This is a genomic window from Amycolatopsis sp. NPDC006125, assembly GCF_040614195.1.
Taxonomy (GTDB): Bacteria; Actinomycetota; Actinomycetes; order Mycobacteriales; family Pseudonocardiaceae; genus Amycolatopsis_E; species Amycolatopsis_E tucumanensis.
Map to the genome: position 1 here is coordinate 32,307 of NZ_JBEXTZ010000048.1, position 21,785 is coordinate 54,091.

A 21,785-nucleotide genomic window follows, 5' to 3' on the forward strand; every position below is an offset into this window, starting at 1 on the left:
CGGCCTGCTGGTCGACGCGGCCCTGATCACGCTGCTCGTCCTCGCCGCGCTCGTCACGGTCCTGGTGCTGCTGGACGCACGGCCGCCGCGCTGAGCCGCCGTCCGGTGCCACACTCACCGGATGGACGAGCGACGAGTGCGGTCCTGGGTCGACGGCTACGAGCGCGCGTGGCGGTCACCGGGCACCGGCGCCCTGGCGGAACTGTTCACCGACGACGCGACCTACCGGCAGTCCCCGTACCGCGAACCGGTGCGGGGACTGCCGGCCATCGCCGCGATGTGGGAGGCCGAGCGGACCGGCCCCGACGAGGACTTCCGGATGACCAGCGAACCGGTGGCCCTCGACGGGGACACCGCCGTCGTGCGGGTCGAGGTGACCTACGGCGAACCCACGCGACAGCAGTACCGGGACCTGTGGATCATCCGCTTCGCCGGGGACGGCCGGTGCCGGGCGTTCGAGGAGTGGCCGTTCTGGCCGGAGAAGTCCTACCGCCCGGACTGACCGGCCAGGTCGCGCAGCGTGTGGAGCAGCACGTGCGCCAGGTTGTAGATCACCGCGCCCGGCGGGGCCGCCACGGCCTGCGCCGTGCCGCCCACGATGCTCACCATCGGCTTGCCCGCCCGCTCCGCCGCGTTCGCGACCTCCGCCATCGCCTGGCGGACGCGGGGTTCGGCGGCGCCACCGGTCAGTCCCATCGCCACCGACAGGTCCGCGGGACCCACCAGCACCGCGTCGACGCCCGGCACGGCCAGGATCTCCGGCGCCGCCGCGCACGCCTCCGGCGTCTCGATCATCGGCACGACCAGCGTGGTCTCCGCGGAGCGCGCCAGGTGCTCGGCGATATCCCGGGCGCCGAACCGGCCTGCCCGGCTGTAGGTCGCGAAGCCGCGCTCGCCGAGCGGCGGGTAGTGCGCGGCCGCGACGACCGCCCTGGCCTGCTCCGCGGTGTCGACGTGCGGCACGATCACGCCATCCGCGCCCAGGTCGAGGACGCGCAGGACGAGCGCGGGCTCGGCCGCCCCGGCCCGGACCAGCACGCCCAGCCCGTGCGCCTGGGCCGCGACGACGTGCTGCTGCAGCGGCACCAGGTCGGCGGGCCCGTGTTCGCAGTCGAGCACGACGAAGTCGAGCCCGGCGACGCCGGCCATCTCGACGAGCGTTTCCGACGGCAGCCGCAGCAGGCCGCCGAGCAGCCGCTCCCCCGCCGCCAGGCGTTGTTTCAGCGTCCTCACCGCGCCACCATCCCTGCCGACAGGTCGATGTCCGCCGCACACAGCCCCGGCATCCGCAACATCGCCAGCACCCCGGCCGCCACCTCCGCCTCCGTCACCATCCGGCCCAACGCCGACCGCCCCACAAAAGCCCGCTCCGCCTCCTCGTAACTCACGCCGGTGCGCTCGGCCTCCAGCCGGAAGTTGCGTTCCATGCGCGGCCCGGCCACCGGCCCCGGCGACAGCGAGTTCACCGTCACCCCGTGCGGCCCGACCTCGCCCGCGAGCGTGGCCGTCAGCCCGATCACCGCCATCTTCGACGCGCAGTACGGGGTGCGCCGCAGCAACGGCCGCTTCCCGCTCACCGACGCGATGTTCACGACGTCCCCCGCCCCGCGCGCGACCATCGGCGGCAGGAACGCCCGGCACACCAGGTACACGCCGCGGACGTTGACCGCGAACACCTCGTCCCACTCGTCCGGCTCGACCTCGGTCAGCGGCTTGACCGGCCCCGCGACGCCGGCGTTGTTGACGAGCACCGAGATCTCCTCGTCCGCCAGCTCCGCGGCCAGCGCGGCGACCGAGCCGGGGTCGGCCACGTCGCACACCGCCGCCCGCCCCGGCCCGGGCAGGGCGGCCACCGTCTCGTCCAAACTGGACCGCCGCCGCCCGGTCACCACGACCCGCGCGCCGGCCTCCGACAGCGCCACGGCGATCGCCCGGCCGAGGCCGTTGCCGCCGCCGGTGACCAGCGCGGTGCGCCCGCTCAGGCCGGGTTCCACGCCAGCTCCCCCCGCCGGAACCCGGCCGCGCGCACGTCGCCGGACCGCGCGTGGCCCTCGAACAGCTCGACCCGCGCCGCCCGGCCGCACACCTCGCCCAGCCGCTCGCTCGACTCGCTGCTGGTGACCTCCTGGTAGGTCACGGTCTTGAGGTACTTGCCGACCCACAGCCCGCCGGTGTACCTGGCCGCGCCGCGCGTCGGCAGGACGTGGTTCGTGCCGATCACCTTGTCCCCGAAGGACACGCAGGTGCCCGGGCCGAGGAACAACGCGCCGTAGTTCCGCATCTTCTCCAGCGCCTGCCGCGGCTGCGCGGTGAGCACCTGGACGTGCTCGGACGCGTAGGCGTCGGCCAGCGCGAACGCCTCGTCGGCCGAGTCGACCACGTGGATCTCGCCGTGGTCGCGCCACGCCGGCTCGGCGAAGTCGCGGGTGGGCATGCCGGGCAGCAGCGCCTCGACGTGGTCGAGCACCTCCCGCGCGAGGTCCGCCGAGGTGGTGATCAGCACCGCGGGCGAGTCCGGTCCGTGCTCGGCCTGCGACAGCAGGTCCACCGCGACGACGAACGGGTCGGCGGTGTGGTCGGCGATCACCAGCACCTCGGTCGGCCCGGCGAACAGGTCGATGCCGACCTCGCCGAACAGCTGCCGCTTGGCCTCCGCGACGTAGGCGTTCCCGGGGCCGGCGATCAGGTCGACGCGCCCGATGGTCTCGGTGCCGACGGCCAGCGCCGCCACCGCCTGCACCCCGCCGAGCAGGTAGATCTCGTCGGCGCCCGCCAGGTGCATGGCGGCGACGGTGGCGTCGGGCACCTCGCCGCGGATCGGCGGCGTGCACGCGGCCACCCGCGGCACCCCCGCGACCTTCGCGGTCACGATGGTCATGTGCGCGGACGCGGTGAGCGGGTACCGGCCGCCGGGGACGTACGCGCCCGCCGCGGCGACCGGCACGTGCTTCTGTCCCAAGTGGACCCCGGGCAGGGTCTCGACCTCGAACTCGCGCATCGAGTCCCGCTGGTGCCGGGCGAAGGTGCGCACCTGGTCCTGCACGAACCGGATGTCGTCCAGCACCTGGGCCGGAACGCGGGCGACGATCTCCTCGATCCGCTCCGGGGAGAGCCGGAACGACTCCGGCGACCACGAGTCGAACTTCGCCGAGTACTCCCGGACCGCGGCGTCGCCGCGGTCCCGGATGTCGGTGATGATCCCGCGGACGCGGTCGGCGACGTCGTCGCGGTGGGCGGCGACCTGCTCGGCGGGGACGGCGGATTTCAGGACCTTGGGCATCGGAACTCCTTCGGTAGGCCGCGCAGCCAGTCGCGCAGCAGGGTGGTTGTGGTGTCCGGGGCTTCGAGCGTCAGCAGGTGCCCGGCCCCGGGGATGACGTGGCAGGTGGCGTCCCGCGCGTGCGCGGCGATCTTGTGGTGGAAGGCAGGCGGGCAGAGCGCGTCGCGTTCGCCGCACAGCACCAGGACCGGGCAGGACAGCGTCGCGATCGCGGCGTGGGCGTCGCGCCGGGTGGCTTGCGCGGCGAGCTGGGACCGGAACACGGCGGGCCCGACGCGACCGGCCATGCCGAGAAACCGTTGACGCAGCACGGGATCCGGCTCGGCGAACATGGTCGGCAGGATCCGGGCGACGGCCGCCTCGAACCCGCCGTCGGCAGTGAGCCGGTCGAGCTCCGCCCAGCCCGCCAGCTGCTCCCGCCGCGGCGCGCCCGCGTTGGTCGCCATGGCGCAGAACCCGGCCAGCCGCCCTGGCGCGCGCCGGGCGACCTCGAACCCGGCGATCGCGCCCAGGCTCAGCCCGGCGAGCACGAACGGGCCGTCGACCGCGGCGAGGATCTGCTCGGCCATGCCGCCGATGTCCGGCGCGGTGATCTCCGCGTGCACGACCGGCGACGGCACGTCGACATCGGCCCACAGGTCCGCGTCGCACAGCATGCCGGGCACGAGCACCACCGGCGGCGCCGTCACCGCCCGGCCGGCCGCGGCAGCAGGTGGTAGGGCGCGAGGTAGCCGTTGTGGTCCACGCCCACCCCGGCGTCGGCGGCCGCTTTGACGACCTCGTCGTCCCACTCCAGGCGCACGCGCCCGTCCCCGCTGTTGACGACGAGCAGGCTGGCCGTCGAGTCGGACACGTTGCGGATGCTGCGCCACGCCCCGCGCGGCACGGACAGCATGTCCCACGGGCCCAGCCGCACGCTCACCTCGTCGTGCCGGTTGAGCGTCACCTCCCACTCGCCGTCCTTCACCATCAGGACCTGCGTCTCGTCGTGGCGGTGCAGCAGCACGCCCTCGCCCGGCTCCGCCCGCAGCCATGCCACGTTGTGCCCGTGCGGCTGGTAGACGCGTGGTTCCTGGTCGCGGTCCTCGGTCATGCCGAACCCGATCACCGCGGCCAGTTCGGCGCGCCCGCCGGGCAGGACGCTGCCCAGCAGAGCCCGCGAGGACCACCGCAGGTCGCCGGCGGTGGCCACCCGCCGGCGCATCCGGCCGGCGTCGTAGGAGGGCAGTGCGTCGATGTCCTCGGCGGCCATCGGCCGGACCAGCTCGGCCGGGTCGGGCACCTCGTCGCCGGCGACGGTGTCGACGAGCCGGTTGTCCGCGGTCAGGTACAGGCCGTGGCCCTCGGCCTCGCGCAGCACCGACGGGCCCCAGATGATGCCGCCGGTGTCGTCGTGGCCGAGCACGGTGAACAGCCAGCCGTCGTCGGGGCCGATGTTGGTGAACCCGCGGAAGATCCACGTCGGGATCGAGGCGATGTCGCCCTCGCGGAGCACCAGTTCGCCCTCGTCGCCGTCGGCGCCCCAGCGGAGCAGGAACTCGCCGCGGAAGCACAGGAACACCTCGGCCGTGAAGTGCAGGTGCAGGTTGTTGGTGATGCCGTGCGGCATCGCCGCGGCACCGATGTTGAACCCGTGCGGCTCGCGCAGGTTCACCACCTGGTTCGGGTTCTGCGTCACCCCCGGGCCGATCATCGAGTAGTTCTCCTTGCGGTCCGAACCCGGGGTCCGGCAGTCGATGAACGCCTGGTTGCAGGACACGAAATCGGCCCGCCGGATCGTCCGGCGCCGCAGCTCCTCCGCCGTGACCCGCCCCTCGCCGTTGACCATGACACCCTCCGCAACGTCGTTGTTAATACGTATGCATGCCATCATCCCCACGGTTGCCTGTCAAGGGGTCGATTCGGCTAGGATGCGTATGCACAGGGCCGGACCGGGGAGGGCGCCGATGTCGATCACGAGCCATGACGTGGCCCGGCTCGCCGGGGTCTCCCAGCCGACGGTCTCGCGGGCGCTGCGCGGCGACCACCGGGTCTCCGCGGCCACCCGAGAACGGGTGCGCGAAGCGGCCGAAGCGCTCGGGTACGTGCCAAGCGAGGCGGGCCGGAGCCTGTCCACGCGCTCGACCCGCCGCATCGGCGTGGTGGTCACCGACCTGACCAACCCCTTCTACCCGCACCTGATCGGCCCGCTGCACGACACGCTCGAACGGCACGGCTACCGGATGATGCTGTTCACCGAGCGCAGCGAAACCGCGCTGGAGACCGAGCGGCTGCTGGACCGCTCCATCGACGGCGTCGTGCTCACCACGGCGGTCATCGGCTCCGCCCTGCCCGCCGAGCTGACCCGGCGCGGGCTGCCGTTCGTGTTCCTCAACCGGGAGACCGGCAACGACAAGGCCGACGCCGCGGTGGTGGACAACGAGGCGGGCGGGCGGCTCGTCGCCGAGGAGATCGTGCGGCTCGGCCACACCGACGTCGCCCTGATCGGCGGGCCCGCGGAGACCACCACCGGGCGGGACCGCGAACTGGGGTTCCGGGTGGGTCTGTCGGAGGCCGGGGTCGGCCTGCCGCGGCACCGCGTGCGGCGCGGGCCGTTCGACTACGGCACCGGCTACCAGGGCCTGCTCGACCTGATGGCCGGGGACTCCCGTCCCAGCGCGGTCTTCTGCGGCAACGACGTGATCGCGATCGGCGCGATGAACGCCGCGCGCCGCCTGGGGATCGACGTGCCCGGCGACCTGACCGTCATCGGGTTCGACGACCTGCCGATGGCGTCCTGGGAGACGTTCGACCTCACCACGGTCCGCCACGACCTCGACGGGATGGCCCAGGCGGCCGCGGACCTGCTGGTCGAACGCATCTCCGGCAGCGCGGAGGAGGCGCCGCGCCGCGTGACGTTCGCCCCGGAGCTGGTGCCGCGGGGGACGCACGCGGCGCGGTGACCCTCACGCCTCCGCGGTCCGCCGCTGTTCCGCCGCGGCCCAGGCCGCCGGCGTGAGCGCGCCGCCGTAGAGCGGCATCGGGATCGGCTCGTCGCCCTCCCGCAGCTGGTCCCACACGCGGGTGACGCCGAAGCTGCCGTGCCGCCGCACGGCGGTCACCGCGTCCAGGTCGACCACGGCGGTGAGCACCCCGGCGGCCGCGCCGGGCAACTCGGCGAGCACCTGCCCCTCCGGCCCGGCCAGCACCGAGTGCCCGAGACCGGTCGGGCCGGCCGCGTTGACGCTCGCGACGAACACCTGGTTGACGATCGCGTTGGCGCGGGCGAGCACGATCTCCTGGGCGCGGTCGGCGGTGTCGGTGCGCACCACGTTGAGCACCAGCTCCGCGCCCAGCCACGCCAGGTGCCGGGTGACCTCGGGGAACCAGGCGTCGTAGCAGACGGACAGCCCGACGCGACCGACGCCCGGGATGGCGAACACGACGAACTCCCGGCCCGGCCGGAACGGCTCGTGCGGGCGCCACGGGAACACCTTGCGGTAGGCGGCGGCCAGCTCACCCTCCGGCGAATACACCACCGCCGTGTCGTAGACGTGCCCGTCGTCCCCGAGCTCGGCGACGCTGCCCGGGCACAGCCACACGCCGAGGTCCCCGGCCAGCTCGGCGAAGCACCGGTGCCGTGGCCCGGTCAGTGGTTCCACGCTGTCCACTGTGTCCAATTCGGACTCGCCCGTGAGGTGCAGTTCCGGGTAGGCCAGCAGCCGGGTGCCCGGGAACCGCCGCATCGTGGCCGTGGCGTGCGCGGCGAGCCCGTCGAGATCGGTGCGACCCGGCACCTGGGCGAGCGCGAGGGTGAGCGGCCGTCCCATCAGGCCTCCTGCAATGCCAGCCGCTGCGTGCGCAGGGTGGCGGTGGCGCGGTGGGCCGCCATGCCCTCCGAAGCGGAGATCACCTCGACGGCGCCGGCGAGCGCGGGCGTGGCCTCGCGGGCGACCCGCTGGTAGGTCAGCGGGCGGAGGAACCGGGACACCGACAACCCGGCGCCGTGCCGGGCGCCGCCCGCGGTGGGCAGCACGTGGTTGGTCCCGGCCATGCCCTTGTCGGAGTAGGCGACGGTGCTCCACGGCCCGAGGAACAGCGAGCCGTAGGCGGTCAGGTGCTCGTGGTACCAGCCGTCGTCGGCGGTCTGGATCTCCAGGTGCTCCGGCGCGAGGTCGTCCATCAGCGCCGCCGCGGTCTCCCGGTCGGCGGCCACGGTGATCGAACCGTGGTCGCGCCAGGCCGGGCCCGCGATCGGCGCGGTGGCCAGCGTCGCGAGCTGGCGGTCGATCTCGGCGGACACCTGGGCGGCCAGGTCGGCGTTCGTCGTGATCAGCGCCGCGGGCGAGTCCGGGCCGTGCTCGGCCTGGCCGAGCAGGTCGGCGGCGACGAGCTCGGGATCCGCGGTCTCGTCGGCGATCACGGCCACTTCGGACGGTCCGGCGAGCAGGTCGATCGCGACCGTGCCGAACAGCTGGCGCTTCGCCTCGGCCACGAACGCGTTGCCCGCGCCGACGAGCATGTCTGCCGGCGCGTCCCCGACCAGGCCGTAGGCCATCGAGGCGAGCGCCTGCACCCCGCCCAGCAGGAAGACCCGGTCCACACCGGACACGTACGCGGCGTAGAGCACGGCGGGGTTGGGGCCGCCGTCCGGCTGCGGCGGGGTGCACGCGACGACCGACGGGACCCCGGCGGCCTTGGCGACGTTGACGGTCATGAACGCGCTCGCGGTCAGCGGGAACCGGCCCGCCGGGAGGTAGGCGCCGACGCGCTGCACCGGAACGTAGCGGTACCCGGCGACCAGGCCCGGTTCGAGCTCGACCTCCAGATCCTTCAGCGCGTCCCGGGACGCCTTGGCGAACGCCGCGGTGCGGGCGGCGCCGAGTTCGATGGCCGCGCGCAGGTCGCCGGGCAGCGCGTCGCCGCTGCGGCGCATCTCCTCGCGGGAGATCTCCAGCGGCCTGCCGTCGTAGCCGTCGAGTTCGGCGGCGTAGCGGGTGACGGCGTCGAGTCCCTCGGCGCGGATCCGGTCGAGCATGCGGGTCACGGTGTCGATGACGCCCGCGTCGCGCTGAGCCGGGGCGCCCCCGGCCGCGGGCTCCTTGACGACGGTGAACCGGCCGGCGAAGCGGCGCTGGGTGGCTTCGGTGAAGTACATGCCCGGAAAGCTAGCTCCACACCGGACACAGGACCACCTTGTCTTCCGTTGGGACACCTATAGGATTTCCTTGTGACTCTGACGCAGCTGCGCGCACTCGTCGCGGCGGCCGAACTCGGCTCGTTCACGGCGGCAGGCGCCGCGCTCGGCTACACCCAGGCGGCGATCTCGGAATTGGTGCGCAGGCTGGAGGAGGAGTGCGGGCTGCAGCTCTTCCACCGCGGCGGGCGTCGGCTGACGCTCACACCCGCGGGCGCGCAACTGCTGCCGCACGCGCAACAGACGGTGAGCGCGGCGCGCAACGCCGAGGACACGGTGAAGGCGGTGCGCGGGCTGACCGGCGGCGTGGCCTCGTTCGGCCTGTTCCGCAATGCCGACTTCTACCTGCTGGCCGAGCTCGGCGAGCGGTTCGCCGCCGCGCACCCGGACGTGCGGGTCCGGCTGGTCGGGGTCAACGCCGCGCTCGTCGCCGAGGCGGTCGCGGCCGGGGACCTGGAGGCGGGCATCGTCGTCCTGCCGGTCACCCCGGCCGGGCTGGAGATCACGCCGCTCGCCCGCGACGAGGTGCTCTACGTGTCGGCGGATCCCGACCACGTCGCGGCACCGGTGGACATCGAGACGATGGCGCGGCGGCGCCTCGTCCTCTACGACGCGCACGTGGGGCAGGCCGACCCGGACCGGCTGCAGCTGACCGAGCGGGCCCAGGTCGCCGGGGTGCGGATCGAGCCGTTCATCGAGGTCGAGCAGGCCCAGGCGGCACTGCACCTGGTCGCCCGCGGGCTCGGCGACACGTTCCTGTCCCGCGCGGTGGCCGAACGGCTCGTGCGCACCGAGGGCCTGCGCCTGCACACCACGACCTTCGACCCGCCGCTGCACAACACGTTCGCCCTCGTCCGGCGGGAGCACAGCAGGCTCTCCCCCGCCACCGAAGAACTCGCCCGACTCGCGGTGGACCTGCTGATGCGCAACGACATGCTCGAACACCGGCGGCCCCTCCCGGCACGGGAGGAGCCGCCGGTGTCCTGAGTGGACTCAGCGGGCGAACTTGTCCGCGGCGAGCTCGCTGCGGTAGGTCTCCGTCATGAAGAAGGTGATCACCACCAGCGCCAGCACCGCGGCCACCGCGAGGTAGACCCACACGGCGTAGATCGTGCCGAACGTCGACACCAGCAGCGTCGCGACGAACGGCGTGATGCCCATGAAGATCGAGAACGAGCTGTTGTAGGCGATCGAGCTGGCGCTGAACCGGGTGCGGGTCGCGAACAGCTCCGCCGCGCACACCGTGACGATGCCGGTCAGGAAGAACTCCGGGATGATGTAGATCAGCTGGCTCACCACCGCGGCGCCGAACGTGCCGTGCTGGCCCACCCAGAACGCCAGCGGCACCAGCACGATGCACGCCACCGCGCCGGTGATCAGCATCGGCTTACGCCCGATCCGGTCGGAGATCGCGCCGGCGACGGGCAGCAGCGGGATCAGCACGGCGACCGAGATCATGTTGGACAGCCACGCGGCCGACTTGGACAGCCCGAGCGTGTCGGACAGGTACTCCGGGTAGAAGGTGACCCAGGTGTAGGACAGGATCGCCAGCATGATCGAAGCGCCGCAGAACACCAGGATCGGCCGCCACTGGGAGCGCAGGGCCTCGCGGAACGGCGCCGCGACGACGTTGGTGCCGTGCTCGGTCGCGGCGACGAACTCCGGCGTCTCCTCGATCCGGCTGCGCAGCCAGACCCCGATCAGGCACAGCGGCAGCACCGCCAGGAACGGGATCCGCCAGCCCCAGCTGTGCAGCGCCTCGTCCGTGAACACCGCGCTCATCAGCGCGGCCACCCCGGCTCCGGCGAGGATGCCCAGGAAGCAGCTGTTGGAGGCGAACGAGGTGTAGAACCCGCGACGGCGCGGCTCGGCCCACTCGACCACGAACGCGACGGCGCCGACGTACTCGCCGCCGGCCACCATGCCCTGCACCACGCGCAGCAGCAACAGGATCAGCGGCGCGGCCAGCCCGATCTGGCCGTAGGTTGGCAGCACGCCGATCGCGGCCGTGGAGATGCCCATGAACACCACGGTCCACAGCAGGACCTTCTTGCGCCCGAACCGGTCGCCCCACCTGCCGAGCAGGGTCCCGCCGAGCGGGCGGACCAGGCAGGCGATCGCGATCACCGCGTACGCACTGAGCACGCTCGCGGTGTGGTCGCTCGCCGGGAAGAACGACGAGGCGAGGACGGGTGCCATGTAGCCGTACAACCCGTAGTCGAACTGTTCGACGAAGTTGCCGATGCTGCCGGCGATGATCGTGCGCCGGATCGTCTTCCGACGTCCGGGCGCGTCCGTGGACGCGGCTGTGGTCGGCGCGACGGTGGACATGACACCTCCATTGTGCCACAACGGCTGAGCCGTTTGCATACGTATGGACTGCAACATAGGTGGGCGAAGCGAAGCGGTCAAGACGCAGATCACAGCCGCTTGTTCGCTCTTGCCGACGATCATGCATACGGATACAGTCGGCGTGCCCCGGCCCAGCCACGGAAAGGACGACGCCATGCCCCTCGATCCGGTCGCCTACCAGCCCTACGAGGACCCGGACGACTTCATCCGCGAGGTGACCGACCGGATCTGGGTCCAGCGCGACATCTCCTACATCACCGACAACTACGAGCCGGACTCGATCGTCCACGGTGGCCTCGGCACGGTCGTCGGCAGGGACGGCGTGATCGAAGGCAGCCTGATGCGGATCGCGCAGGTGCCGCAGCACGTGGGCCAGGCCGAGGACGTGGTGTGGGAGGCCCGCGGCGACGACGCGTTCCTCAGCTCGCACCTCGTCTTCTCCGCGGACACGCACATCGTGAACGGCGTCGAGGTGCCGATCCGCAAGCGCACCATCGCCAACTGCCTCTACCGGCGCGGGCGGATGGTCGAGGAATGGGTAGTGCGGGACGATCTCGCCGACTGCCTGCAGCTCGGGCTGGACCCGGCCGAGGTCGCGCGCGGCTTGCGGTTCCGCGGGTACGAGGGCTCGATGACCAAGCCGGCGCCGGCGGACGTCCTGACCGCGGGCGACAGCGGCCCGCGCCCGGACGACCACCGGCCCGAGTGCGAGATGGTGCTGGAGTTCATCGAGGAGGTGTGGAACGCGCGGCGGCTGCACAAGGTCACCGATTTCATGCCGCGCGACCTGTTCCTGCACACGATCGGCGACCGGACGGTCCTGCGCCCCGACGGGTACCAGCGGGAGCTGCTCACCCAGATCGCGCCGTTCCCCGACGCGCGGTTCGAGGTGCGCGACATCCAGACCAACTACGCGGAGCGCTACGCCGGGCTGCGCATCGCCGTGCTGTGGGTGATGCAAGGGTCCTACCGGGGCGTGCCGGAGTTCGGGCCGCTCACCGGCCAGCCGGTGGACCTGCTCGGGGTGTCGCAGTTCCTGGTTCAGGGCGGGCGCATCACCCGCGAGATCCGCGTGTTCGACCAGATCGCGCTGCGGGCGCAGATCAACAGCCACGAGAGCTCGTTCACGGACACGAACATCTACTGACGCGCCGCGCCCCGGCACCCATCCGGACCACGGGGCGCGACGAATGGCTGGCGACCGATCCGATCCAGCCAGACGAGGTGAGCACCATGTCCCGATCCACCACTGCGTCCAAGACCAGCCCCGTGCGCGTCGCGGCGGGAGCCGTGGGGGCGGTGTTCCTCCTGGTCGGAGTGCTCGGCTTCGTCCCAGGCATCACCACCGGCTACGACGACCTGACCTTCGCCGGGCACCACTCCAGGGCGATGCTGCTCGGCGTGTTCTCGGTGTCGGTCCTGCACAACGCCGTGCACCTGCTGTTCGGGGTCGCCGGCCTGGCGATGTCGCGCAGCGCCGGTGCCGCCCGCGCCTACCTGGTCGGCGGCGGCGCGATCTACCTGGTCCTGTGGCTGTACGGGCTGGTCGTGGAAGAGGCGAGCGCGGCCAACTTCGTCCCGGTCAACAACGCGGACAACTGGCTGCACCTGGTCCTCGGCGTCGCAATGATCGTGCTCGGCGTCGTCACCACCCGAGGCCGCGGCGCTTGAGTCGGCGTAAAGCCGCACCCTTGATGGCCCGCCGCGGCCGGGCACGCGGTCCCGGAGGGCTGCTCCCCTGGCGCACCGGCGCGGACCACGCCGATACGGTTGACCCGTTCGTGTCCGTCCCAGCCGCCTGGAGCACGTCCTGACCGCCATCCTCTTCGGCCTCGTCGTCCTCGCCGCGATGCTCGTGCTGCACGGCTACCTGTGGTTCCGGCTGGTCCGCGCCACCACCGTCGCCGGGCGGGCGCGGCGGCGGCTGACCGTGCTCACCGTCGTCCTCGCCGTGCTGCCCGCGGCCGCCGTGATCGGGCGCCGCGTGCTGCCCTGGTCCGCGCAGGTTCCGCTGGACTGGGTCGCCTACAGCTGGCTCGGCCTGGCGCTCTACGCGTTCCTGGCGTTGCTGGTGCTCGAACCGGTGCGCTGGCTGCTGAACCGGCGGCGGCGCGCGATGCCCGCCGCGTCCGGCCCCGGTGCCGTGGAGGCGCCGCCGGACCCGTCGCGGCGGCTGTTCCTGGCCCGCTCGCTGGCGCTCACCGCCGGGGCTGTCGCGGTCGGCACCGCGGGCACCGGGGCCGTGCTGGCCAACTCCGCGCCCGTGGTGCGCCGGGTGCCCATCGCGATCGCCGGCCTCGACCCCGCGCTGGAGGGCTACCGCATCGTCACCTTCTCCGACGGGCACCTGTCCACCACCTACGGCGGCGGCCGGTTCGAGCGCCTGGTCGAGACGGTCAACGCCCAGCGGCCGGACGCCGTGGCCATCGTGGGCGACCTGGTCGACGGCGAGCTGCACGAGCTGCGCGAGGACGTCGCCCCGCTGGCCGACCTGGTCAGCGGGCAGGGCGTCTACTTCGTCACGGGCAACCACGAGTACTTCGTCGACACCGAGGCCTGGCTGCGGCACCTGCCGACCCTCGGGGTGGACGTGCTGCGCAACGAACGTGTCCCGCTCGGCCGCGGGGGCGTGACCTTCGACCTGGCCGGCATCGACGACCGCACCGCCGCGCGCTCCGGACTGCCCGGCCACGGCGCGAACCTCGACGCCGCGCTCGACGGCCGGGACGACAACGTCCCGCTCGTGCTGCTGGCCCACCAGCCGGTGCAGGTCGAACAGGCCCGCGCGGCCGGCGTGGACCTGCAACTGTCCGGCCACACCCACGGCGGGCAGCTCTGGCCCTTCGACTACGCCATCCGGCTGGACCAGCCGGCGGTCGAAGGCCTCTCCCGCCACGGCGACACGCAGCTCTACGTAACGGCCGGCGCGGGCTATTGGGGCCCGCCGATGCGCATCGGGGCGCGCCCGGAGGTCACGGTCATCGAGCTGACCCGCGGCTGAGCCCGGCCTACGCGCACTGCAGCACGAGCCAGCTCCGGTCCCACGCCCGCGCGAGCAGGTCCTCGTGCCTGACCCAGTAGAACGAGCGGCGGATGACCGGCTTCTCGTCGATGAACGTGCGCCTGGTCATCCCCAGCGAATCGGCGATGGCGGACTCCCAGGGCACGAACGTCCAGTCCGCCTGTGGCCGCAGTGGAACCGGCGAAAACCGCCCGTTCGCGGGCAGGTCCGACGGCGCCTGCCGGGTCTCCACCTCGGCGTCGCCGGGTGTGAACAGGACCGTCGCCGAGTCCCGGTGCGCCGGGTCGAAACCCCAGGGCTGATGGATCGCGTCGTAGAAGAAGGACAGCAAGCCGTCGGCCGGCAGGATGCCTTCCGCGTCGTACGGGGCCATCTCGGACAGGTCCAGCTGGGCGACGAAGCTGAGTGGCGTGTGGCCGGCACGCGGCCACGGCGTCGCGGGAGGCAGTTCGGGATCGCCGCCGAGCCGGGTGCGGTGCGGACCTCGGGCGGGCAGCAGCCGGACACTCGGCAAGGAAGCCACTACGAGCTCATCGGCGAACTCGCCCAGACCGGCCGCCCGGACTTTACGCCGGTGCGTTTCCCGTAGCTCCGCGAAGTCTGACACCTCGCCAGTTTCGCACGTAGGGCCCAACCGGGGTCACCCGTCGAGCCCGCGCGCCTTCGCGACCTGCCGTCCCCGTTCGGAGTCCGGGAAATGGTCGAGGATCGCGCGGAGTTCGGTGGCGGTGACGTTGGCTCCGAAGGCTTCCGAGCCCGGTTCGAGGCGCACACCCTCGGCGAGCGGCCCGGCGGTGACCGGGTCGAAGCCGAGTGCGTCGACCAGTTCCGCGACCGCCGCGACATCCGCCGGGTCGTCGCCGGCAATGGCGATCGCCTTGCGGTCCGCGGTTCCGGTGGGGCGGGCGCCGTCCTCCAGGTCGTGGTAACCCATGTGGTTGAAGGCCTTCACGACGCGAGCACCGGCCACAAAGGACTGCACTGTCTCGCTCGACGAGGTGCGCGGGTCGTCGAGGTCGTCGCGGATGCCGTCGACCTCCCACCAGTAGTTCATGGCATCCACGACCAGCTTGCCCGCCAGCGCCTCGGCGGGAATCTCGCGGTACTTGCCCAGCGGCAGAGCCAAGATCACGACATCGGCCTCGGCAGCCGCCTCCGCTGCAGTGGTCGCGATCGCGCCCGGCGTGAGGACGTCGACGGTCAGCGCGATCTTCTCCGGAGCGCCCGAACCGGCGATGAGCACGCGGTACCCGGCCGCGAGCGCGAGCCGCGCCAGCACCGTGCCCACCTTGCCTGCGCCGAGGATGCCGATGGTGGTCATTCCGCCTCCGACAGGATGTCGCGAACCATCGGGATCACCTTGGTGCCGTACAGCTCCACCGCCCGCAGGCGCGCGCTCGCCGGCTGCGAACCGCTGCTGTAGATCATGTCGAACCGGCCCACGCCCAGGTCCGTCACCGCGCGGGCGATCTTGCGGGCGACCGTCTCCGGCGATCCGATGTAGAGCGAGCCGTGCTCGATTTCGGCGTCGTACTCCTCGCGGCGGATCGGCGGCCAGCCGCGCTGGCGCCCGATCCGGTCGCGGATCACCCGGTACCGCGGCCAGAACACCTCGCGAGCCTGCTCGTCGGTGTCGGCGACGAACCCCGGCGAGTGCATGCCGACGGGGTGGGCGGTCGTGCCGAACTCCCCCGCCGCCCTGCGGTACAGGTCCAGGTACGGCGCGAACCGCTTCGGCGGGCCGCCGATGATCGCGAGCATCAGCGGCAGGCCGTAGTGCGCGGTGCGGACCACCGACTGCGGCGAGCCGCCCACCCCGACCCACGTCGTCAGGCGCCCCGACTCCGTCTTCGGGTAGACGTCGGCGTCCTCCAGCGCCGGGCGGAGCGTGCCGCTCCAGGTCACCGGCTTCTCGTCCAGCAGCCGCGCGAACAGCTCGATCTTCTCCTCGAACAGCTTGTCGTAGTCGGCCAGGTCGTAACCGAACAGCGGGAACGACTCGGTGAACGAACCCCGGCCGAGGATCACCTCGGCGCGCCCGTTCGACAGCGCGTCGACCGTGGCGAAGCGCTGGAACACGCGCACCGGGTCGTCGGAACTGAGCACGGTCACACCGGAGGACAGGTGGATCCGCGACGTGCGGGTGGCGATGCCGGCCAGCACCGTCTCCGGCGAGGAGATCGAGTACTCGGAGCGGTGGTGCTCGCCGAGCGCGATCACGTCCACGCCGATCTCGTCGGCCAGCACGGCCTCGTCCACGACCTGCCGGATCGCCTGGGCATGCGACAGCGGACGGCCGTCGTCGTCCTCGGGCACGTCGCCGAACGTGTCGAGCCCGAACACCAGATCAGACATCAGAAGGCTCCTCCGTGAGCGCCAAGTAATTGACACGTCAATCTGTCATCACCCGTCATACGCCGGTATGATTGACATGTCAATCAGGAGGTCGGAATGAGTCCAGCACGACGGCACCGGGTCCTGCCCACCACCGGCGAGTTGCGGGTGTGGCGCGGGTTCATCGAGACCGCGGAGGCGCTGCGCGGCGAGCTCGGCTCGCGGCTGCAGAGCGAGGCGGGCCTGTCCTCCGGCGACTACACGGTCCTGCTCGCCCTGACCGAGGCGGACGGGCAGCGGCTGCGGTCCTCGCAGCTGGCCGACGGCGTCGGCTGGGAACGCAGCCGGCTGTCGCACCACCTCGGCCGCATGGAACGGCGCGGCCTGATCCGGCGGGAGCACTGCGCCACCGACAGCCGGGGAGCCGAGGTCGTCCTCACCGCCGAGGGCGCGGCCGCCTTCCGCGCCGCCACGGTCCCCCACCTGACCGCGGTGCGCGAACTCTTCGTCGACGCGCTGAGCCCCGACCAACTCGCCGCGGCGGGCGAGATCGCAGCGGCACTGGGCGAGCGGCTCGCCGCCCGTCGCGGGCGTCGCCCGTGACCGCCTGGTAGTCCCGGTCCCAGGCAAGAACGGTCCTGCCACGGCGCGGGCCGCCGACGTTGACTGGGGGCATGCGCACCACTGATCACGCAGCGGCCGTCGTCGTCGGGGGGTCGCTCGCCGGCCTGATGGCCGCCCTGGGCCTGGCCAAGTTCGGCATCACGGTGACGGTCCTCGAACGCTCCGGCCCGCAGCCCCGCAGCGGCGCGGCCCTGGGCGGCGCCGAGAGCAACCTGCACCGGCTCCTCGGCCCGGACGGCCTCGCCGGCCCCGAGGCCACCGCCGCCGCCCTGGACGGCTCGCGCCTCCACCTGCAGAGCTGGGCACAGGCGCACGACCTGCTGCGCCGCGCCGCCGAGGCGGACCCGCACATCGACCTCGTCCACGGCGCCCGCGTCGTCGAGGCCGGCCAGGACGCGACCTCGGCGTGGGCGCGCACCGCGGACGGCGCGATCCACCGCGGCGATCTCGTGGTGGGCGCCGATGGGCACCGCAGCGTGGTCCGCCGCGCCGTCGCCCCCGAGCGCCCCGACGCGACCTTCGCCGGGTACGTCATCTGGCTCGGCATCGCCGAGGAAACGGAACTCGACCTGGAAGCCTGGCCGCCCGGCATGGACATCTTCGACGCAGGCACCGACTGCCTCCTCGGCTACCCGCTGGCCGAGTCCGCGCCGCCCGGCCGCCGTCGCCTGGGCTGGGCCTGGTTCGACCCGCGCCGCAACGACCTGCTGCGTGCCACCGGGTGCGTCGACGGCGACGTGGTCCAGCACTCGCTACGGCCGGCGGACCTGCCGGCGAGCCTGATCGCCGAACTCGACGCCGAGGCCGCGCAGTGGCCGGCGGCGTGGCGGGAAGCGGTGCGCGCCTGCCTGCGCCGCGGCGGGGTCACCGGCACCCCGGTCGCCGAGTACGTCCCGGACCGGCTCGTGCGCGGCCGGATCGCGCTGGTCGGCGACGCCGCGCACGTGTCCACCCCGATGACCGGCCGCGGGTTCGGGGTCGCGCTCACCGACGCCGAAGTGCTCGCCGACGAGGTCGCCAAGGCCGTGGCCGAAGCCCGCGCCGACGCGATCCCGGCCGCCCTGCGCAGCTACCAGGAACGCTCGCTGGGACGGGCGCGTGAACTGGTCGAGTCCGGACAACGGTTCAGCCGCTCGTTCGCCGGCTGAGCAGTGCGCATCGGCTGAAGAGGGCGCCTCAGGCGGGCGGGTCGAGGCGGATGCCGGCCAGCTGGGTGGCCTGGGCGACCAGGCGGCCGCGGCTGTCCCACACCAGGCACACCTCGTCGACGCGGTTGCCCTCGATCAGCTGCGCCTTGTGCAGCACCCGCACCGGCCCGGGGGCGGGCAGCGCACGCACGTAGGCAGTCAGCTCCAGCGTCGGCACCCAACCGGTGAGCGCGATGTCCAGCGTCGCGGGCGGGAAGGCGTCCACGGCGTAGAGCAGGGACAGCGGATCGAAGTCCGCGCCGCCGGGCAGGCCCAGCCAGCCACGCAGCACCCCGGCCCCGCTAGGGGCGCCCCGGCCGAAGCCGAGGTCCTCGGGCTGGATGCGCAGGTCGACCTGGTCCATGATGACCGGACCCGGACCACCCCCGGCCGGGCCGGTGACCGGCACGCAGTCGGCGTACTCGCGCCCCTCCGGCTCCGGCATGCCCTCGCTCCAGTACGGCTTCGACTCCGCGTCCAGCGCACCGAGCGTGAACATCGCCTCCACACACGGCGTGCCACCCTGGGTCAGGCGGGCCCGCACCTGGCTCGCCGAACGGCCGGTCCGCAGCACCTCCACACCCAGCTCCACCGGACCCGGCTCCGGCGCACGCAGGTAGTGCGCACTGGCCGCGAGCACGTCGCGGTGCGCCCCCGAGTAGGTCGCCGCGCGACCGAGCATCGCCAGGAGGTAGCCGCCGTTGGGCTTGCCGCCGATGGTCCACTCGGGGTGGGCGGCGGCGGTGAAGCGCCCCGGGGCGACCTCCTCGACGCGGCTGACGTCGGCGAAAGTGGTGGTGGCTTGGTCGGTCACGCTCGGTTCCTTCGGTGCTGGTGCGTTGGCTACCCGCAGCCTCGCACACACCGCCCGCGTGCCGGCAACGTCACGCCCGTCACGCGGCCGGGCCGTGCCGGGTGGCCAGGCCCGCCTCGACGAGCTGCTCCATCACCCGCCACACCTCGTCGGCGTCCAGACCGGTGAGGCTCGCCAGGTCGTCGACGGGGTACGGCCCGGCCCCGTGGCGGGCGACGACCTCCAGGATCGCCTCGACGACCTCCAGGTCGTGGTCGGCCGGGCTGGGGTGCGGTTCCGGTTCCTGCGTCACCCCACCAGCCTGATCCGCTCCCGGCTCGGCGACCACGGCCGTTGGACCCGGTACCTGACGGGACTTTGGTCAACGCCGCATCGCGGGGCCGCCCCGGCCGAGACCTTTGTAGACGGTCCTAAGTGGTCTCGATGACCCGGCGCTTCCAATAGGTCAGCGATCGCTGTACTGTTGTCCCCATGCTGACCTGTGAGACCCGCGGCGCGGCGCTGGCCCGGCTGGGCCGGGCGCTCGCCGACCCCACGCGGTGCCGCATCCTGGTGGCCCTGCTGGACGGCGTCCACTACCCCGGCCGGCTGGCCGGCCAGCTGAACCTGTCCCGCTCCAACGTGTCCAACCACCTGGCCTGCCTCCGCGGCTGTGGCCTGGTCGTCGCCACCTACGAGGGGCGGCAGGTGCGCTACGAGCTGGCCGACCCGCACCTGAAGAAGGCGCTGGGCGAGCTGGTGCACGTCGTACTGGCGGTGGATCCCGGCGAGCCCTGCCTGAACTCCGCGGGCGCCACCGGATGAGCGAGCACGCCGACCACTGCTGCGCCCCCGCGCCGACCGGGCGGCGGGCTGTGCTGTCCCGCCGGGTGCGGCTGCTCGTCGCGGCCACGATCACCTACAACGTCGTCGAAGCCGTGGTCGCGATCTCCGCGGGCACGGTCGCCTCGTCGACGGCACTGATCGGCTTCGGCCTGGACTCGGTGATCGAGGTCGCCTCCGCCGCCGCCGTGGCCTGGCAGTTCTCCGGCGCCGACCCGGAGGCCCGCGAGCGGACGGCGCTGAAGGTCATCGCGGTGTCGTTCTTCGCGCTCGCCGCCTACGTCACCGTCGAGTCGGTGCGCAGCCTGCTCGGCGCGGAACCGGCCGCGCACTCGACCGTCGGGATCGCGCTGGCCGCGGTGTCGCTCGTCGTCATGCCGTTCCTGTCCTACGCCCAGCGCCGCGCGGGCCGCGAGCTCGGCTCCGCCAGCGCCGTCGCCGACTCCAAGCAGACCCTGTTGTGCACGTACCTGTCCGGCGTGCTGCTGGTGGGCCTGCTGCTCAACTCGCTGCTCGGCTGGTGGTGGGCCGATCCGGTGGTGGCGCTGGTGATCGCCGCGGTCGCGGTGAAGGAAGGCCGCGAAGCCTGGCGCGGCGAGCACTGCTGCTGAACTACTCGTGCACGGCCATGGCGATCAGCATCGCCAGGCGCTGCGCCGGATCGTCCAGGTCCAGCCCCGGCACCGCCGCCGTGACGCGGCGCAAACGGTTGCGGACCGTGTTCTGGTGGACGCCCAGCACCGCGGCGGCGCGGCCGAGGTCGCCCTGCGCCTCCAGCCAGGCGCGCAACGTCGGCAGCAGCTCGGGCGCCTCGTGCCCGGCCAGCCGCGCCACCGGACCGCGGGCGGGAATGCGACCGGTCGCCGCGGCCGACCGCAGGCGTTGCAGCAGCACCTGGTGCCAGGATTCGTCGTAGCAGACGGCTTCCCCGTTGCCGCGCCGGTCGTGCAGGGTCAGGCACTCGTCGGACTCCCGGCGCCCGGACGGCAGCTCCGCGACCTCGCACTCCCCGGACACGCCCGCGACGATCCGCAGGTGCGCGGGCAGGCCGGCGACCAGCTGCCGCACCCAGTGGAACGCGGGCGCGGGATCGGCGGCGGGCAGCACGGTGTAGACGGTGTTGCCGAACAACGTGCTGCGCCCGACCCGTGACCACCCGAACCCGGTGGTGGCGCGCTCGAACGCCAGCAGCAGCCCGGCGTTGCGTTCGGCCTCGGTGTGCGCCCGCACCGCGACGACCCGCAGCCCGGACGCGGGCAGGCCCAGTTTCCGGACGACCGCGTCCGCGTCCGGGTCGCCTTCGAGGAGCTGGATGACCAGCTCGGACTCCACCTGCCGTTCGAGGTCCGCGCTGACCCGCCACCGCAGCAGGTGCAGCGCCACCGTGCGCGCCCCGTCGACGAGGATGCTCGCGCGCGCCGCGTCCAGCGGGGCGGTGCACGACACCCACAACGATCCCAGCAGCTCCCGGCCCGCGCGTACCGCGACGACCGAGCGGCCGTGCAGGCCGTGCTCGGGCGCGGCAGGCACGAACAACGGCTCGTCCGACCGCGCGAGGTGGGTGAACACGCCCTGCCGTTCGAACAGGGCCCGCACCCGGTCCGGCACGCGGCGGCCCAGGATCGTGTCCTGCCGCACCGGGTCGGCTTCGCGTTGCTCGCTGGAGTAGGCCATCACCCTGGACAGCTGGTCCTCGATGGTGACCGGCCCGCCGACCGCGGCGGCGATCGTGTCGGCCAGCGCGGACAGGTCGGCCGGGCCGCGGCCGGACTCGGTCTCCCGCCCCTCCAGCACCAGCCCGTAGACCACGCCGGCGACCTGGCTCCAGGACACGCTCGGCTCGACCACGAGCACGGCGATCCCGTCCGCGTTGCGCAGCAGGTCCGGCGCCGGGTCCTCGGTGGTCCGCACGACCAGCACGACCGCCCTGGCCTGCCGCGCGAGCCGGATCGCCTCGGCCACCGTCGGCACGCCGACGGCGAGGAAGATGTCGCCGACCGGGGACTCCTGCCGCACCGGGTCGTGCAGCGCGACGCTGCGCAGCCCGGCTTCGCGGTCGGCGGATCCGCACAGGCGGGCGCCGTAGCTGCCGAGGATCGTGATCAGGCGGTCGAGCTTGACCATGTGCCCACCCTACAAGCACAACCCGGCAACTTGTGCGATCCGGACACCCG

At 73.0% G+C, this 21,785-nt stretch carries 24 protein-coding genes; 10 read left to right on the plus strand and 14 right to left on the minus strand.

Features of this window, described 5'->3' with window-relative positions:
• The first annotated feature begins 121 nt into the window (after window positions 1–121).
• Complete coding sequence (locus ABZ193_RS23835; RefSeq protein WP_039791641.1) at window positions 122–502, plus strand: nuclear transport factor 2 family protein; 381 nt, start codon at window positions 122–124, stop codon at window positions 500–502.
• Here the strand turns inward: ABZ193_RS23835 and ABZ193_RS23840 are convergent.
• From ABZ193_RS23840 to ABZ193_RS23860, 5 genes are read right to left on the minus strand one after another with little or no spacing between them, the layout of a single operon-like run.
• On the minus strand, window positions 487–1,233 hold the full coding sequence (locus ABZ193_RS23840; RefSeq protein ID WP_354711504.1) for an aldolase/citrate lyase family protein: 747 nt from the start codon (window positions 1,231–1,233) through the stop codon (window positions 487–489). The two genes, ABZ193_RS23835 and ABZ193_RS23840, sit on opposite strands and share 16 nt — an antisense overlap.
• On the minus strand, window positions 1,230–1,994 hold the full coding sequence (locus ABZ193_RS23845; RefSeq protein ID WP_354711505.1) for an SDR family NAD(P)-dependent oxidoreductase: 765 nt from the start codon (window positions 1,992–1,994) through the stop codon (window positions 1,230–1,232). Before ABZ193_RS23845 ends, ABZ193_RS23840 begins: the two co-directional genes overlap by 4 nt.
• The gene (gene hisD / locus ABZ193_RS23850; RefSeq protein WP_354711506.1) at window positions 1,979–3,280 is read right to left on the minus strand and encodes a histidinol dehydrogenase; all 1,302 of its coding nucleotides are present in this window, start codon (window positions 3,278–3,280) and stop codon (window positions 1,979–1,981) included. The genes ABZ193_RS23845 and hisD (ABZ193_RS23850) overlap by 16 nt, the downstream gene beginning before the upstream one ends.
• Window positions 3,265–3,954: an alpha/beta hydrolase gene (locus ABZ193_RS23855; protein WP_020419260.1), complete on the minus strand. Its 690-nt coding sequence runs from the start codon at window positions 3,952–3,954 to the stop codon at window positions 3,265–3,267. Before ABZ193_RS23855 ends, hisD (ABZ193_RS23850) begins: the two co-directional genes overlap by 16 nt.
• 11 nt (window positions 3,955–3,965) lie before the next feature.
• Entirely contained in the window at window positions 3,966–5,108 is a 1,143-nt protein-coding gene (locus ABZ193_RS23860; RefSeq protein WP_354711507.1) for a cupin domain-containing protein, read from the minus strand.
• A gap of 118 nt (window positions 5,109–5,226) precedes the next feature.
• On the opposite strand from ABZ193_RS23860, the gene ABZ193_RS23865 reads away from it, so the two are divergent.
• On the plus strand, window positions 5,227–6,222 hold the full coding sequence (locus ABZ193_RS23865) for a LacI family DNA-binding transcriptional regulator (RefSeq protein WP_020419258.1): 996 nt from the start codon (window positions 5,227–5,229) through the stop codon (window positions 6,220–6,222).
• A 3-nt stretch (window positions 6,223–6,225) separates the two neighbouring features.
• Here ABZ193_RS23865 and ABZ193_RS23870 read toward each other — a convergent pair whose 3' ends face one another.
• Window positions 6,226–7,089, minus strand: coding sequence for a carbon-nitrogen hydrolase family protein (locus tag ABZ193_RS23870; protein WP_020419257.1), 864 nt, complete (start codon window positions 7,087–7,089; stop codon window positions 6,226–6,228).
• Window positions 7,089–8,417 carry a histidinol dehydrogenase gene (gene hisD / locus ABZ193_RS23875; protein ID WP_354711508.1) on the minus strand — a complete coding sequence of 443 codons (1,329 nt, stop codon included), beginning with the start codon at window positions 8,415–8,417 and terminating at the stop codon, window positions 7,089–7,091. The genes ABZ193_RS23870 and hisD (ABZ193_RS23875) overlap by 1 nt, the downstream gene beginning before the upstream one ends.
• Before the next feature lie 72 nt (window positions 8,418–8,489).
• Here hisD (ABZ193_RS23875) and ABZ193_RS23880 point away from each other — a divergent pair, with 72 nt between their 5' ends.
• Entirely contained in the window at window positions 8,490–9,443 is a 954-nt protein-coding gene (locus ABZ193_RS23880) for a LysR family transcriptional regulator (RefSeq protein WP_020419255.1), read from the plus strand.
• A 6-nt stretch (window positions 9,444–9,449) separates the two neighbouring features.
• Here the strand turns inward: ABZ193_RS23880 and ABZ193_RS23885 are convergent, their stop codons facing one another.
• Window positions 9,450–10,787: an MFS transporter gene (locus tag ABZ193_RS23885; RefSeq protein ID WP_020419254.1), complete on the minus strand. Its 1,338-nt coding sequence runs from the start codon at window positions 10,785–10,787 to the stop codon at window positions 9,450–9,452.
• Window positions 10,788–10,962: 175 nt separating this feature from the next.
• Between ABZ193_RS23885 and ABZ193_RS23890 the strand changes: the two genes are divergently transcribed.
• From ABZ193_RS23890 to ABZ193_RS23900, 3 genes are all read left to right on the plus strand, one after another.
• Window positions 10,963–11,955, plus strand: a complete 993-nt coding sequence (locus tag ABZ193_RS23890; RefSeq protein ID WP_237335442.1) for an ester cyclase — start codon at window positions 10,963–10,965, stop codon at window positions 11,953–11,955.
• A gap of 86 nt (window positions 11,956–12,041) precedes the next feature.
• A complete protein-coding gene (locus ABZ193_RS23895; protein ID WP_027936054.1) occupies window positions 12,042–12,479 on the plus strand; it encodes a DUF4383 domain-containing protein in 438 nt (145 codons plus the stop codon).
• 178 nt (window positions 12,480–12,657) lie between these two features.
• Entirely contained in the window at window positions 12,658–13,809 is a 1,152-nt protein-coding gene (locus tag ABZ193_RS23900) for a metallophosphoesterase (protein ID WP_020419251.1), read from the plus strand.
• A gap of 7 nt (window positions 13,810–13,816) precedes the next feature.
• Here ABZ193_RS23900 and ABZ193_RS23905 read toward each other — a convergent pair whose 3' ends face one another.
• Genes ABZ193_RS23905 through ABZ193_RS23915 form a run of 3 tightly spaced genes read right to left on the minus strand, consistent with a single transcriptional unit; the run spans window position 13,817 to window position 16,185 of the window.
• Entirely contained in the window at window positions 13,817–14,437 is a 621-nt protein-coding gene (locus tag ABZ193_RS23905; protein WP_354711509.1) for a YwqG family protein, read from the minus strand.
• A gap of 33 nt (window positions 14,438–14,470) precedes the next feature.
• On the minus strand, window positions 14,471–15,151 hold the full coding sequence (locus ABZ193_RS23910) for an NAD(P)-binding domain-containing protein (RefSeq protein WP_354711511.1): 681 nt from the start codon (window positions 15,149–15,151) through the stop codon (window positions 14,471–14,473).
• On the minus strand, window positions 15,148–16,185 hold the full coding sequence (locus ABZ193_RS23915) for an LLM class flavin-dependent oxidoreductase (protein ID WP_354711513.1): 1,038 nt from the start codon (window positions 16,183–16,185) through the stop codon (window positions 15,148–15,150). Before ABZ193_RS23915 ends, ABZ193_RS23910 begins: the two co-directional genes overlap by 4 nt.
• Window positions 16,186–16,281: 96 nt before the next feature.
• Between ABZ193_RS23915 and ABZ193_RS23920 the strand changes: the two genes are divergently transcribed.
• Entirely contained in the window at window positions 16,282–16,767 is a 486-nt protein-coding gene (locus tag ABZ193_RS23920) for a MarR family transcriptional regulator (protein ID WP_354711514.1), read from the plus strand.
• A 71-nt stretch (window positions 16,768–16,838) separates the two neighbouring features.
• Complete coding sequence (locus ABZ193_RS23925; protein WP_237335436.1) at window positions 16,839–17,936, plus strand: FAD-dependent monooxygenase; 1,098 nt, start codon at window positions 16,839–16,841, stop codon at window positions 17,934–17,936.
• Between the two features lie 28 nt (window positions 17,937–17,964).
• Here the strand turns inward: ABZ193_RS23925 and ABZ193_RS23930 are convergent, their stop codons facing one another.
• Window positions 17,965–18,789 carry a thioesterase family protein gene (locus ABZ193_RS23930; protein WP_237335435.1) on the minus strand — a complete coding sequence of 275 codons (825 nt, stop codon included), beginning with the start codon at window positions 18,787–18,789 and terminating at the stop codon, window positions 17,965–17,967.
• Window positions 18,790–18,868: 79 nt separating this feature from the next.
• Complete coding sequence (locus ABZ193_RS23935; RefSeq protein WP_020419244.1) at window positions 18,869–19,081, minus strand: hypothetical protein; 213 nt, start codon at window positions 19,079–19,081, stop codon at window positions 18,869–18,871.
• A gap of 179 nt (window positions 19,082–19,260) precedes the next feature.
• Between ABZ193_RS23935 and ABZ193_RS23940 the strand changes: the two genes are divergently transcribed.
• Window positions 19,261–19,593, plus strand: coding sequence for a metalloregulator ArsR/SmtB family transcription factor (locus ABZ193_RS23940; RefSeq protein WP_020419243.1), 333 nt, complete (start codon window positions 19,261–19,263; stop codon window positions 19,591–19,593).
• A complete protein-coding gene (locus ABZ193_RS23945; RefSeq protein ID WP_354711517.1) occupies window positions 19,590–20,222 on the plus strand; it encodes a cation transporter in 633 nt (210 codons plus the stop codon). The genes ABZ193_RS23940 and ABZ193_RS23945 overlap by 4 nt, the downstream gene beginning before the upstream one ends.
• Window position 20,223: 1 nt before the next feature.
• Here ABZ193_RS23945 and ABZ193_RS23950 read toward each other — a convergent pair whose 3' ends face one another.
• On the minus strand, window positions 20,224–21,735 hold the full coding sequence (locus ABZ193_RS23950; RefSeq protein WP_020419241.1) for a helix-turn-helix domain-containing protein: 1,512 nt from the start codon (window positions 21,733–21,735) through the stop codon (window positions 20,224–20,226).
• Window positions 21,736–21,785: the final 50 nt, after the last annotated feature.